The sequence below is a fragment of the Microbacterium sp. NPDC058342 genome (assembly GCF_042723935.1).
GTDB lineage: Bacteria > Actinomycetota > Actinomycetes > Actinomycetales > Microbacteriaceae > Microbacterium.
On record NZ_JBHXID010000002.1, the window covers coordinates 770,363 to 782,694 of the forward strand.

The window sequence follows — 12,332 nt, forward strand, 5'->3', positions numbered from 1 at the left end:
ACATCGAATCCGGCGCCGCACCCGTCGCGGCGCGGGATCACCCGTCCCACCCGATCTTCAAGAGGAACGATGTCGAGCGACGAAACGCCGAACGTCCCCGCCGCTCGCCATTCGCGTGAAGCGGTGCGGGAGAAAGCACAGCGCCTCCACGCGCAGCAGTCGCGCGCCCGCCTCGTCCGACGCATCATCATCGGGCTCGTGGCCGCGGTCGCGGTCGGCTCCATCGGTGCGGCGGTCGCGTATGCGGTCGGATCCTCCCTCTCCAAGCCCGTGCTGAGCCCGAGCGGCATGGTCGACGACGGCGTCACGGTCGACGTCGTCGCGCCCTCCTCCGCGGATGCGGGGGCAGCCGCGACACCGACCCCGACGCCGACCGAGGCCGGCTCCTCCGCCACACCCGACCCGGAGGCCACGGAGGGCATGGCGGCGCCGACCGAGATCCACATCTACGTCGACTACCTCTCCGCGGGTGCCTCGGAGTTCGAGAAGGCGAACGCACGTCAGCTCGCCGGTTGGATCAAGGAGGGCGCGGTCACGGTCACCTACCACCCGGTCGCGCTGCTCACCGCCAGCTCCAACGGCACCAAGTACTCGCTGCGCGCGGCCTCGGCCGCGGCGTGCGTGGTCACGTACTCGCCCGACCAGTTCTTCGACTTCAACCACGAACTGCTCACGGATCAGCCCGAGATCGACAGCGACGGCCGGTCGGACGTGCAACTGGCCGACCTGGCCGTGGCCGTCGGCGTGCAGGACGCCAAGCGCGTGCGGTCGTGCATCGAGGACCAGGACTTCGTCGGCTGGGCGAAGGATGCCACGGCCCGCGCTCTCGAGGGTCCGCTGCCCGGCTCGAAGGACCTCAAGCTCAGCAACGAGGCGCTGATCGTGGTCGGCGGCCAGGCGTACGTGGGTGCGCTGAACGATCCCGCCGAGTTCTCGCAGTTCGTGCTGACCACGGCCAGCGATGAGTACTACGGTTCGACCGAGCCCACCCCCACGCCCGCACCGCCGGCGCCGGACGCGACGAAGACCCCGGCCTCCTGACCCGGTCCACCAGGCACGGCGCGCGTCGCTATGCTGGTGAACGGCTTCGGCCGTTTCGCCTCCTTAGCTCATCTGGTAGAGCAGCGGCCTTGTAAACCGCAGGTGGCCGGTTCGAGTCCGGCAGGAGGCTCCGTGTTCCGCCCTCGGCGGTCAGAACAGCATGCCGTCGCCCTTGTCGTCGGGCCGCGCCCGCGCACTCAGCCGCTCATCGAGTGAGGCGGCCGCGAGCAGCGCCTCGTCGACCAGCTCCCGCGTCGGATCGGCCGTCAGCCACTCCTGCGAGAACGATGGCGGGACGAGAGCCGGCACGCGGTCGTGCAGATGAGCCAGCTGCGGGGGAGCGGGACGCATCACGATCGAGTAGCACGTGGTCCACTCCCCGTCGGGAGTGCGTCCGCGCTGGGTCACCGCCGCCATGCCGAACAGCACCCCGGGGCCCATGCCGAACTCGTGCCAGACGCGCTCGGGCTTCTGCATCTCGAACCAGCCGGTGGTCGGGACGATCGCGCGCGAGCGCGCTCCTCCCGGCCGCTGCTGCAGACGTTCCGAACGGGTGTTGATCGAGGGGAAGCGTGCCGGTGCACCGTCGACGAGGAAGCCCCACCACGCGGTCTCCAGCGCCGGCGCCCCGGCGGGCGAGGTGATCAGCGGGTTCAGGTTGCGCAGATTGCGGCCGGTCGGGCGAAGCGTCTCGCCGGCATTGTCCTGCGCCCACGAGCGCAGGCCCTCGAGGATCTCCTCATCCGCCTCGGCCAGCAGCTCTGCATCGGTGAACCGGGGGTCGAGTCCGTAGCTCGCGCACATGGTCACAGGCTAACCAGCGCCGCCGACATCCCGAAAGACGATCTCCGGTAGCGTTTCCCGGGTGAGCGCAACCCGATCGCTGCCGAGCTGGCTCGCCCTCGGCGGGGCCGTGTCGATCGGAGCGATGACCGCTGTGCAGGCGCGCATCAACGGCGTGCTCGGCGTGCGCATCGACGACGGCATCGTCGCGGGGCTGATCTCCTTCGCGGTCGGCCTCGCCGTCCTCGCCGTCGTCATCCCCGCGGTTCCGGCGACACGCGCCGCCGCGGGACGGCTCATCGCCGGCATCCGCCGTCGCGACATCCCGGTGTGGATGCTGCTGGGCGGCACCTGCGGGGCGCTCACCGTCTCCACGCAGGGGCTCGTGGCGGGCGTGCTCGGCGTGTCACTGTTCACCGTCGGCGTCGTGGCGGGCCAGACCCTGCACGGGCTGCTCCTGGACAGGATCGGGTTCGGTCCGGCCGGCGTCGTCGCCGTCACCCCCGGGCGGGTGCTCGGCGGGGCGCTCGCGCTGGTCGCGGTCGGGATCTCCCTGGCCGGCGATGTGCTCTCGGACGCACCGGTGTGGCTGCTCCTTCTGCCGTTCCTCGCCGGGGCCGGCATCGCCTGGCAGTCCGGTGCCAACGGCCGGCTGGCGAGGAAGGTCGCCTCGCCCCTCACCGCCACGCTGATGAGCTTCATCGCGGGAACGGTGGTGCTGCTGGTGGCCGGGGCGATCAGCATGCTCGCGAGGGGCGTCCCCGAGGCGCTTCCGACGGAACCCTGGCTCTACACGGGCGGGTTCATCGGGTTCGCGTACATTCTGCTCGGCGCGTCCCTGGTCGCGCACACCGGCGTGCTTCTGCTGGGGCTCGGCAGCGTGCTCGGTCAGCTCAGCGCCTCGGTCGTGATCGATCTGATGTGGCCCACGGCGTCCGGGCCGGCCCCCTGGCAGCTGATCGCGATGATGCTCGTCGCCGTCGCATCCGTCGTGGTGGCTCTGCCGCGTCGACGGCGTCGCTGATCAGCCCTTGTGACGCTTTCCCCGGCGCTCGGGAAGGCGCGTGATGAGCCGCTCGGCATCCACCTGCTGGCGCCGGCCTGCACTCTTGCCGGCCGGCCTGCCGCCGACGTACAGCCAGCCGAGCAGCTCCTCGTTCTTCTCCAGCCCGTGCGCCTTCGCGACGGCCTTCGCTCGGGTGTGCGCGCCGGTGCGCCAGATCACGCCCCACCCCGCCTCGTCCAGCAGCAGACTGAGCATGTGCGCGACGCCGGACGCGACGGCCTGCTGCTCCCACCGCGGAACCTTGTCGCTCTTGCGATACGACGCGACGACCGCGATGAGCAGCGACGCGCGCAGCGGCTTGCTCGAAGGCTTGCGCTCGCCCGCCGCCTTCGCCATCGCCGCGCCGAGTCGCACGCGGTCGTCGTCGCGCAGCTCGATCAGCCGCCACGGACGCAGCGAGGAATGGTCGGCCACGCGTCCGGCGGCCTCCACCAGCGGCAGCAGCTGCTCGCGGGTCGGAGCGTCCTCGGTGACCTTCGACCAGGAGGTGCGTCGCAGAACGGCCTCGAGCGCGCTCACGACTCCTCGGGGTTGAAGGTGAGCGCCAGCGAGTTCATGCAGTAGCGGTCACCCGTGGGAGTCCCGAACCCGTCCGGGAAGACGTGTCCCAGGTGGGAGCCGCACGCGGCGCAGCGCACCTCGGTGCGCACCATCCCCAGTGTGCGGTCCTCGATGAGCTCCACGGCCTCGGGGCGCACCGACTCGTAGAAGCTCGGCCATCCGCAGCCCGAATCGAACTTCGTGCCGCTGCGGAAGAGCTCGGCGCCGCACGCGCCGCAGCGATAGAGGCCGTCGCGCTTCTCGTCGAGCAGCTCGCCGGTCCAGGCGCGCTCCGTCGCCGCCGTGCGCAGCACTGCGTACTGGTCCTCGCCGAGTTCTTCGCGCCACTCGGCATCCGTCTTGTTCACGCTGTACGACATGTCTCCATTCTCCACCGTCCCGAGGCATCCGGGGCCGTCAGAATGGACACATGACGGATGCCGTGCGCGAGCGCTATGCGCGCTTCGCCCGTGACGAGGCGCCTGGTCGCAGTGCGGTCTACGCGGCCTGGGCCGCCGGCGTCGCGGCGGACCCGGCGATGCAGGAGCTGCTGGGCCGCATCTCCGCTCCGCACCGTCAGCCACCACTGGTGTTCGCCGTCACGCGCCTGCTCGGTGCTCGATCCGGCGGCTACGCGGGCTGGCGCCGATGGGTGCTCGATCGGGCCGAGCGCGTGATCGCGGAATGCGAGCGCCGCACTGTGCAGACGAACGAGCCGTTGCGACTTGCGGCGCTGCTGCCCGCGCTCAGCCTCATCGACGGGCCGCTGGCACTGCTGGAGCTCGGCGCCGCTGCGGGCCTGTGCCTGTACCCCGACCGGTACTCGTATCGGTTCGTCGACGAGCGCGGAGCCGAGCGCTCTCGTCTCGATCCGGCCGCCGGGCCCTCCCGCGTCGAGCTGACGAGCGTCGTACGCGGCGGGCTGCCGGCCCTGCGGATGCCCGAGGTCGTGCTGCGGGCCGGCGTCGATCTGGCGCCCGTCGACGTGCGCGATCGCGACGGCCGGGCGTGGCTGGAGGCGCTCACCTGGCCCGGCGAGCACGATCGCGCGGCGCGGATCGCCGGGGCCGTGGCGATCGCATCGGACGAGCCCGCACTGCTTCTCGCGGGCGACGCCGAGGAGCGCCTGGAGGACCTCCTCGGCCTCGTGCCGCCGGGGGCCGTGCCCGTCGTCATGACGCCCGGGATGCTCGTCTACCTGCCGCGCGCGGCGCGCGAGTCGCTCATCGCACGCATCCGGGCCTCCGGTGCGCGCTGGGTGACGATCGACCCGATCGGCCTCCACGCCGGCTGGGGCGGGGGCGACGCGCGGGGATTCGCCGTCGGTCTCGACGGCCGGATGCGGGGCGCCGCGGATCCACTCGGGCGTTGGTGGGAGTGGCGCGGCGGAGACCGGGAGGATGCCGCGTAGCCTGAGAGCATGCTCGGTGAACTCTCCGATCGTGACCGCGCGATCCTGACGCTGGAGGCGGCGTGGCCGCGGCACGGCGGCATGAAGGAGGAGACGATCCGGGCGCGGCTCGGGATGAGTCCGGCTCGCTACTACCAGTTGCTCGGCCGGCTGATCGACACCGAGGAGGCGCTGGAGTTCGATCCTCTTCTGGTGCGTCGGCTGCGTCGGCTGCGTGACGAGCGCACGCACCGGCGCGCTGCGCGGATGCGGGGCTTCGTCGGCTGACGAGCGCGGCTGGCTGCCGCCCTCCGAGTGGATTCCCGGAGTGCGGCCGATAGCATCGAGGGGTGTCAAAGCCCCCACATGACCGATTCGACGACGTTCCCCGCGATTCCGGACGCGTCGGCGCGCACCGCGCCGAGCAGCCCGGCATCAACGGACCCATTGCGCTGCTGTGGTCGGCCGCGGTCGCGGTCGTGCTCATCGCCGTGGGCATCTTCGTGGCCCTGGTGCTGATGGGGCGCATCGAGCTCTTCCCCGCGGCCGGACCCGAGCCCCAGCAGTCGCCGAGCGTGCTTGCCGAGATCGACACCTCGTACCGCGTGCTCATCCTCAACGCCACCTCGACCGAGGGACTGGTCGACTCGGCGCGGCAGAAGCTGCTCGCCGAAGGGTGGGCCGGAGATGCGGTGTTCGGCAGCGACGGATCGACGTCGGAGTTCGACGAGACCACGGTGTTCTACGTCGAGAAGGGCGATGAGGCGGCGGCGCTCGGGCTCGCCGAGGTGCTCGGCGGTGCGCAGGTCGAGCAGAGCGACCACTACGCAAGCCTGAACGACAGCACCCTGCCGCAGATGACCGTCGTCATCGGCCTGGACTACCCGGGCGCGAGCACAGCCACTCCGGACGGGGCCGAGACGCCGGCGGGCTGATCCGCGCCGGGCGAACAGCCGGCTCGCGCAGCTTGCACTCTCATGGGTCGAGTGCCAGACTGTGATTTAGCACTCGATCACCCTGAGTGCTAAATCCCATCGCCTACGTCCGGGAGGGACGAAAGACTCATGGCAAAGATCATCGCTTTCGATGAGGAGGCCCGTCGCGGCCTCGAGCGCGGCCTGAACATCCTGGCCGACGCGGTCAAGGTGACCCTCGGCCCGCGTGGCCGCAACGTCGTGCTCGAGAAGAAGTGGGGCGCTCCCACGATCACGAACGACGGTGTGTCGATCGCCAAGGAGATCGAGCTCGACGACCCGTACGAGAAGATCGGTGCGGAGCTCGTCAAGGAGGTCGCCAAGAAGACCGACGACGTCGCCGGTGACGGAACCACCACCGCGACCGTTCTCGCCCAGGCACTGGTCCGCGAGGGCCTGCGCAACGTCGCAGCCGGCGCCGACCCCATCAGCCTCAAGAAGGGCATCGAGAAGGCCGTCGCCGCCATCACGGCCGACCTGCTCGAGAACGCCAAGGAGATCGAGTCCAAGGAGCAGATCGCGGCCACCGCATCCATCTCCGCCGCGGACCCCGAGATCGGCGCGCTGATCGCCGAGGCGATCGACAAGGTCGGCAAGGAGGGCGTCGTCACCGTCGAGGAGTCGCAGACCTTCGGCACCGAGCTCGAGCTCACCGAGGGCATGCGCTTCGACAAGGGCTACCTGAACCCGTACTTCGTCACGGACCCGGAGCGCCAGGAGGCCGTCTTCGAGGACCCGTACATCCTCATCGCCAACCAGAAGATCGGCAACATCAAGGACCTGCTGCCGGTCGTCGACAAGGTGATCCAGGACGGCAAGGAGCTCGTCATCATCGCCGAGGACGTCGAGGGCGAGGCTCTCGCGACGCTCGTGCTGAACAAGATCCGCGGCATCTTCAAGTCGGTCGCCGTCAAGGCTCCCGGCTTCGGCGACCGTCGCAAGGCGCAGCTGCAGGACATCGCGATCCTCACCGGCGGCCAGGTCATCACCGAGGAGGTCGGCCTCAAGCTCGAGAACACGACCCTCGACCTGCTCGGCCGCGCCCGCAAGGTCATCGTCACCAAGGACGAGACCACGATCGTCGAGGGTGCCGGTGAGCAGTCCGCGATCGAGGGCCGCGTGACCCAGATCCGTCGCGAGATCGAGAACACCGACAGCGACTACGACCGCGAGAAGCTGCAGGAGCGCCTCGCCAAGCTCGCCGGCGGCGTCGCCGTCATCAAGGCGGGTGCGGCCACCGAGGTCGAGCTCAAGGAGCGCAAGCACCGCATCGAGGACGCCGTCCGCAACGCCAAGGCTGCGGTCGAGGAGGGCATCGTCCCCGGTGGTGGCGTCGCGCTGATCCAGTCGGCGAAGGCTCTCGACACCCTCTCGCTCGAGGGCGACGAGGCCACCGGTGCGAACATCGTCAAGGTCGCCATCGAGGCTCCGCTGAAGCAGATCGCCATCAACGCCGGCCTCGAGCCCGGTGTCGTGTCGCACAAGGTCGCCGAGCTCCCCGCGGGCCAGGGCCTGAACGCCGCGACTGGCGAGTACGGCGACATGTTCGCACAGGGCATCATCGACCCGGCCAAGGTCACCCGCTCGGCGCTGCAGAACGCCGCGTCGATCGCGGGCCTGTTCCTCACCACCGAGGCGGTCGTGGCCGACAAGCCCGAGAAGGCTCCGGCCATGCCGGCCGACCCGTCGGGCGGCATGGACTTCTGAGTCCAGCTCGATCGGCAGACAGAACGCCCCCTGCTCCGGCAGGGGGCGTTCTGCGTACCCGCTCAGCGGAACAGGCTCGCGGAGTACTGGTCGGCGTCCGCGTACTGGCTGGCGGCGGAGCCGAGCGCGGTGCCGATGGATGCGAGCGCCTGCTCGACATGCACCTGTGCGCTGCGCCACTGCTCGCTGCACTGCTGGAAAGCGGCGGACGCCGAGCCGGTCCAGGAGGACTGCAGCTGGGTCAGCTGCGCCATCAGGGCGGTGGAATCGGCCTGCAGTCGCTCCATGGTGCTGCGCGCGGCGCCGTGGGCGGCGTGCACCGCATCGGTGTCGACGGTGAAGACGGACATGGGATCTCCTCTCAACGGGCTTCCGACACTAGAAGCCCCAAGGCGAGCGGATGCTCCGGTTCGCGGCGCCTGTGCACAACTCGTCCTGCGCTGCGAATGTGCAGGATGAGTCGATCAGAGATCGAGCCGGTCCAAGGGCTGCGTCTCCTCGAGCAGGTGCTCCGGCGTCGACCGCGCCGGAGCCAGCGGCAGCGACACGATGAAGGTCGCGCCGCCGCCCGGAGTCTCCTCCACGCGCACCGCTCCGTTCAGCGACTCGAGGATGGACGCCACGATCGCCAGGCCCAGACCCGCTCCGCCGGTCTCGCGGGCGCGAGAGGTGTCCGCGCGCCAGAAGCGCTCGAAGATGTGCTCGCGGATCTGCGGCGGGATGCCCTCGCCGTGGTCGACGATGGCGATGGTTCCCACTCCGCGGCGGCGATCGGCACCCACGACGATCTCGATCGGGCCGTCGTCGGGGGAGAAGCGGCGGGCGTTGCCGAGCAGGTTCGTCACGACCTGGCGCACCTTGTTCTCCTCACCCAGCACGAGGGGAGGAGTGCGCACCGGGGCATCCGTGGCCTCGGTGAAGTCGATCGCGGGCACGAGCGGAGCGGCAGGCGCGACGGGCACCGATCGGGCCCGCCGGCGCAGTCGTCCGAGAGGACCGGTGGCGCGCCCCGTCGGCGTCGGAGACGTCACGGGAGGAGCAGCCGGCGCGGCCGGGCGGGTGCGCGCCGACTCGATCTCCGTGGCCGTGGTGTCGATGACCGTGATCGTGCGACCGGGTGAGGCGACGCGCAGATCCAGCGCCGCGTCGCGGGCCACCGGGCGCAGATCGATCGGGGCGATCTCGAGTTCCCTCTCACGCTCCTCGTCGAGGCGGGCGAGCGCGAGGAGATCCTCGACGAGCACGCCCATGCGGATCGCCTCCTTCTCGATGCGCTCCATGGCCCGGGCGGTGTCCTCGTCGCCGCTGATGGCGCCCATCCGGTACAGCTCCGCGTAGCCGCGCACGCTGACCAGCGGTGTGCGCAGCTCATGGCTGGCGTCGCCGATGAAGCGGCGCATGTTCTGCACGGTGCGGTCCCTCTGCGCGATGGACCGGTCGACCCGATCGAGCATGGTGTTGATCGCGGAGTTGAGGCGGCCGACCTCCGTGGTCGGCTCCAGGTCCGTCAGACGCTGGCTGAAGTCGCCGGCGGCGATCGCCATGGCGGTGGACTCCACGTGGCCGAGCCTGCGGAACGTCAGCGTGACCAGCCCGCGCGTGAGCAGCGCCGCCAGCAGGATCGTGACCAGCGCAACGGTCGTGTAGACCGCGAAATACGTGCCGACGATCCGATCCGCCTCGTCGAGCGGCAACGCCACCACCTGCACGTAGGTGACGCCCGTCACGCTCTGCAGCGGCTGCGGCGACGCCATCGCGCTGTACTCCTGCCCCCCGGGCGCGCCCAGCGCGATGACCTGGCCCTCCATCGAGATCGCAGACTGCAGGCTCAGGGTCGCGGGGAACTCCGGTCGACGATCGGCATCCGGCCCGCCGGCCTGCGCCAGCGGCTTGCCGGTCGTGGTGTAGAACGCCACGACGAAGTCGCTCGAGCGCGGCCTGTCCTCCTTCTGCTGGAACACGAGTTCGCCGTCGACGACGGAGACGTCGAAGAACCGCTCGGCCTGACCGGTGGTGGTGAGCGCCGGCAGCTGGGTGTTGATGTTGTTGATCATGGCGCCGCGCAGGATCGGGACCGTTCCGATCCCGGCGATCACCAGGCCCAGGGCGAGCACGGCGACGGTCACGCCGGTGACCTTGGCACGCAGGCTGATCCGCCGCCACCACCGGGTGACGGAGTCGGATCCGCTCGACATGCCCGTTCCCGCGATCAGCCGGACTTGCCGACCTTGAGCATGTAGCCGAAGCCGCGCTTGGTCTGGATGACCGACTCCTCGGTGTGCGGATCGATCTTGCGGCGCAGATAGGAGATGTAGCTCTCCACGATGCCCGCGTCGCCGTTGAAGTCGTATTCCCAGACGTGATCGAGGATCTGCGCCTTCGAGAGCACCCGGTTCGGGTTGAGCATGAGGTACTTCAGCAGCTTGAACTCGGTCGGGCTCAGCTCGATCGGCACCTTGCCGACGAAGACGTCGTGGGTGTCCTGGTCCATCGAGAGCTCACCGGCGCGGATCAGCGACTCCTCGTCGGTCTGCATGGTGCGGCGCAGGATGGCCTGCGCGCGCGCGACGATCTCGTCGAGCGCGAAGGGCTTGGTGACGTAGTCGTCGCCCCCGGCGTTCAGACCCTCGATCTTGTCCTGCGTGTCGTCCTTCGCGGTGAGGAACAGGATGGGCGCGGTGAAGCCGGCCCCGCGCAGCCGCTTGGTGACGCTGAACCCGTTCATGTCGGGCAGCATGACGTCGAGGATGATGAGGTCCGGCTCCTCCTCGAGGACGGCCGAGATGGTCGCCGCCCCGTTGGCGACGGTCTTCACCTTGAACCCGGCGAAGCTGAGACCCCGGGAGAGCAGGTCGCGGATGTTCGGCTCGTCGTCGACGACCAGGATGCGCGCATCAGTCATGACCCCATTATGGTGACTTCACCCCTGCGCGGGCTGATTGCCGTCGGAGATGCGTCCCTGAAGCCCCCGTGATGTGGTGGACGGGGCGTAGCATCCGGGTATGGACGACGAGGATCACGGCGGAGACAGCGCCTGCTGGCTCTCGCGGGTGTGTCCGGACTGCGGCGCCCTGCTCGACGACCTCGAAGCACCGTGCTGGCGTTGCGGATTGCGGCCCGGCGACGAGCCGGGCGCCGCGGCGCCCGCGGTCGATCGGCAGGCCGGCCGCGATACGGCTATGCGGCCAGATCCACCGCGTCCATGATCGTGTAGCTGTAGCCCTGCTCGGCGAGGAAGCGCTGGCGGTTCTGCGCATAGTCCTGGTCGACCGTGTCGCGGGCGATGAGGGTGTAGAAGCTCGCGGTGTGGTTCGACTGCTTGGGGCGCAGCAGACGTCCCAGCCGCTGCGCCTCTTCCTGTCGCGATCCGAACGAGCCCGACACCTGGATCGCGACGGACGCCTCGGGCAGGTCGACGGAGAAGTTCGCCACCTTCGACACGACGAGCAGCGAGATCTCACCCTCGCGGAACTGACGGTACAGCTCCTCCCGCTCGTCGACCGGAGTGGCACCGGTGATCTGCGGCGCACCCAGGGCATCGGAGAGCTCCTCGAGCTGGTCGAGATACTGCCCGATCACGAGGATCCGCTCGTCGGGATGCTTGGCGATCAACTCCTTGACCGCGGTGATCTTCGCGGGAGCCGAGGCCGCGATCCGGTACCTCTCGTCGTCCGTGGCCGCGGCGTACTCCAGCCGGTCGCCGGGCGGCAGGTCCACGCGAACCTCGTAGCAGGCGGCGGGGGAGATGAACCCCTGCGCCTCGATCTGCTTCCACGGCGCATCGAAGCGCTTGGGGCCGATCAGGCTGAACACGTCGCCCTCCCGCCCGTCCTCGCGCACGAGCGTCGCGGTCAGTCCGATTCGCCGGCGCGCCTGCAGGTCGGCGGTGAGCTTGAACACCGGGGCCGGCAGCAGGTGCACCTCGTCGTAGACGATGAGGCCCCAGTCGAGGGCGTCCAGCAGCGCGAGGTGGGCGTACTCGCCCTTCCGCTTCGCGGTGAGGATCTGATAGGTCGCGATCGTGACCGGCCTGACCTCCTTGGCCTGACCGGAGTACTCGCCGATCTCCTCGGGTGTCAGCGAGGTGCGCTTGAGCAGCTCGTCGCGCCACTGCCTGGCCGAGACCGTGTTCGTCACCAGGATCAGCGTGGTGGTGCCGGTCGCGGCCATCGCCCCGGCGCCCACGATCGTCTTGCCTGCGCCGCAGGGCAGCACGACGACTCCGGATCCGTCCTTCGAGAAGGCATCCACCGCGTCGCGCTGGTAGGGACGCATGCCCCAGCCGTCCTCGTCGAGTTCGATCTCGTGCGGGGTTCCGGGGGTGTAGCCGGCGAGATCCTCGGCGGGCCAGCCGATCTTGAGCAGCTCCTGCTTGATCTGACCTCTCGCCCAGGCGTCGATGACGTGCGTCTGCGGGGTGGGGTGCCCGATGAGCAGCGGCTGGATGCGCTTGTTCCCGGCGACCTGCGTGAGCACCGCGGGGTCGCCGGATCGCAGGATCAGCGTGCCCTCGTCATCGCGCTCGATCACCAGCCGGCCGTATCGATGGACCGTCTCGCGCAGATCGACGGCCACGGACGGGGGCACGGGAAAGCGGGACCACCGGTCGAGAGTGGCGAGCATGTCGTCGGCCGTGTGCCCCGCCGCCCGGGCGTTCCACAGTCCCAGACGGGTGATCCGGTAGGTGTGGATGTGCTCGGGAGCCCGCTCCAGCTCGGCGAAGATCGCCAGCTCGTGGCGGGCCGATTCGGCGTCGGGGTGCGCGACCTCGAGCAGCACGGTGCGGTCGCTCTGGACGATCAGGGGGCCATCGGACATAGCAGACCAGTCT

At 69.9% G+C, this 12,332-nt stretch carries 13 protein-coding genes and 1 tRNA gene; 7 read left to right on the forward strand and 7 right to left on the reverse strand.

The annotated features are described in order from the left end of the window. Positions 1 to 123: 123 nt before the first annotated feature. Positions 124 to 1,041 carry a DsbA family protein gene (locus ACFWHT_RS13610; protein ID WP_378829396.1) on the forward strand — a complete coding sequence of 306 codons (918 nt, stop codon included), beginning with the start codon at positions 124 to 126 and terminating at the stop codon, positions 1,039 to 1,041. A 57-nt stretch (positions 1,042 to 1,098) separates the two neighbouring features. Beyond that, positions 1,099 to 1,171: transfer RNA gene (locus ACFWHT_RS13615), tRNA-Thr, on the forward strand. 20 nt (positions 1,172 to 1,191) lie between these two features. Here ACFWHT_RS13615 and ACFWHT_RS13620 read toward each other — a convergent pair. Beyond that, on the reverse strand, positions 1,192 to 1,845 hold the full coding sequence (locus ACFWHT_RS13620) for an SOS response-associated peptidase family protein (protein WP_378829399.1): 654 nt from the start codon (positions 1,843 to 1,845) through the stop codon (positions 1,192 to 1,194). A 61-nt stretch (positions 1,846 to 1,906) separates the two neighbouring features. Between ACFWHT_RS13620 and ACFWHT_RS13625 the strand changes: the two genes are divergently transcribed. Further along, the gene (locus tag ACFWHT_RS13625; protein ID WP_378829401.1) at positions 1,907 to 2,848 is read left to right on the forward strand and encodes a DMT family transporter; all 942 of its coding nucleotides are present in this window, start codon (positions 1,907 to 1,909) and stop codon (positions 2,846 to 2,848) included. Here ACFWHT_RS13625 and ACFWHT_RS13630 read toward each other — a convergent pair whose 3' ends face one another. Together ACFWHT_RS13630 and msrB are read right to left on the reverse strand one after the other, a co-directional pair. Beyond that, a complete protein-coding gene (locus ACFWHT_RS13630) occupies positions 2,849 to 3,409 on the reverse strand; it encodes a nitroreductase family protein (protein ID WP_378829403.1) in 561 nt (186 codons plus the stop codon). It lies immediately after the preceding gene. Then, positions 3,406 to 3,810, reverse strand: coding sequence for a peptide-methionine (R)-S-oxide reductase MsrB (msrB, locus tag ACFWHT_RS13635; protein WP_378829405.1), 405 nt, complete (start codon positions 3,808 to 3,810; stop codon positions 3,406 to 3,408). Before msrB ends, ACFWHT_RS13630 begins: the two co-directional genes overlap by 4 nt. Before the next feature lie 50 nt (positions 3,811 to 3,860). On the opposite strand from msrB, the gene ACFWHT_RS13640 reads away from it, so the two are divergent. From ACFWHT_RS13640 to groL, 4 genes are all read left to right on the forward strand, one after another. Further along, positions 3,861 to 4,841, forward strand: a complete 981-nt coding sequence (locus ACFWHT_RS13640) for a DUF2332 family protein (RefSeq protein WP_378829408.1) — start codon at positions 3,861 to 3,863, stop codon at positions 4,839 to 4,841. A 9-nt stretch (positions 4,842 to 4,850) separates the two neighbouring features. Next, complete coding sequence (locus ACFWHT_RS13645) at positions 4,851 to 5,108, forward strand: DUF3263 domain-containing protein (RefSeq protein WP_378829410.1); 258 nt, start codon at positions 4,851 to 4,853, stop codon at positions 5,106 to 5,108. Between the two features lie 62 nt (positions 5,109 to 5,170). Continuing rightward, entirely contained in the window at positions 5,171 to 5,755 is a 585-nt protein-coding gene (locus ACFWHT_RS13650) for a LytR C-terminal domain-containing protein (RefSeq protein ID WP_378829412.1), read from the forward strand. A gap of 129 nt (positions 5,756 to 5,884) precedes the next feature. Continuing rightward, on the forward strand, positions 5,885 to 7,501 hold the full coding sequence (gene groL / locus ACFWHT_RS13655) for a chaperonin GroEL (RefSeq protein WP_378829414.1): 1,617 nt from the start codon (positions 5,885 to 5,887) through the stop codon (positions 7,499 to 7,501). Positions 7,502 to 7,563: 62 nt separating this feature from the next. Here the strand turns inward: groL and ACFWHT_RS13660 are convergent, their stop codons facing one another. The 4 genes from ACFWHT_RS13660 to ACFWHT_RS13675 form a co-directional block, all read right to left on the reverse strand. Then, the gene (locus ACFWHT_RS13660) at positions 7,564 to 7,851 is read right to left on the reverse strand and encodes a WXG100 family type VII secretion target (RefSeq protein ID WP_378829416.1); all 288 of its coding nucleotides are present in this window, start codon (positions 7,849 to 7,851) and stop codon (positions 7,564 to 7,566) included. A gap of 114 nt (positions 7,852 to 7,965) precedes the next feature. Then, positions 7,966 to 9,696, reverse strand: coding sequence for a sensor histidine kinase (locus ACFWHT_RS13665; RefSeq protein WP_378829418.1), 1,731 nt, complete (start codon positions 9,694 to 9,696; stop codon positions 7,966 to 7,968). A 14-nt stretch (positions 9,697 to 9,710) separates the two neighbouring features. Continuing rightward, complete coding sequence (locus ACFWHT_RS13670; RefSeq protein WP_378829421.1) at positions 9,711 to 10,403, reverse strand: response regulator transcription factor; 693 nt, start codon at positions 10,401 to 10,403, stop codon at positions 9,711 to 9,713. Between the two features lie 275 nt (positions 10,404 to 10,678). Then, a complete protein-coding gene (locus tag ACFWHT_RS13675) occupies positions 10,679 to 12,319 on the reverse strand; it encodes a DNA repair helicase XPB (RefSeq protein ID WP_378829423.1) in 1,641 nt (546 codons plus the stop codon). Between the last annotated feature and the right edge of the window lie 13 nt (positions 12,320 to 12,332).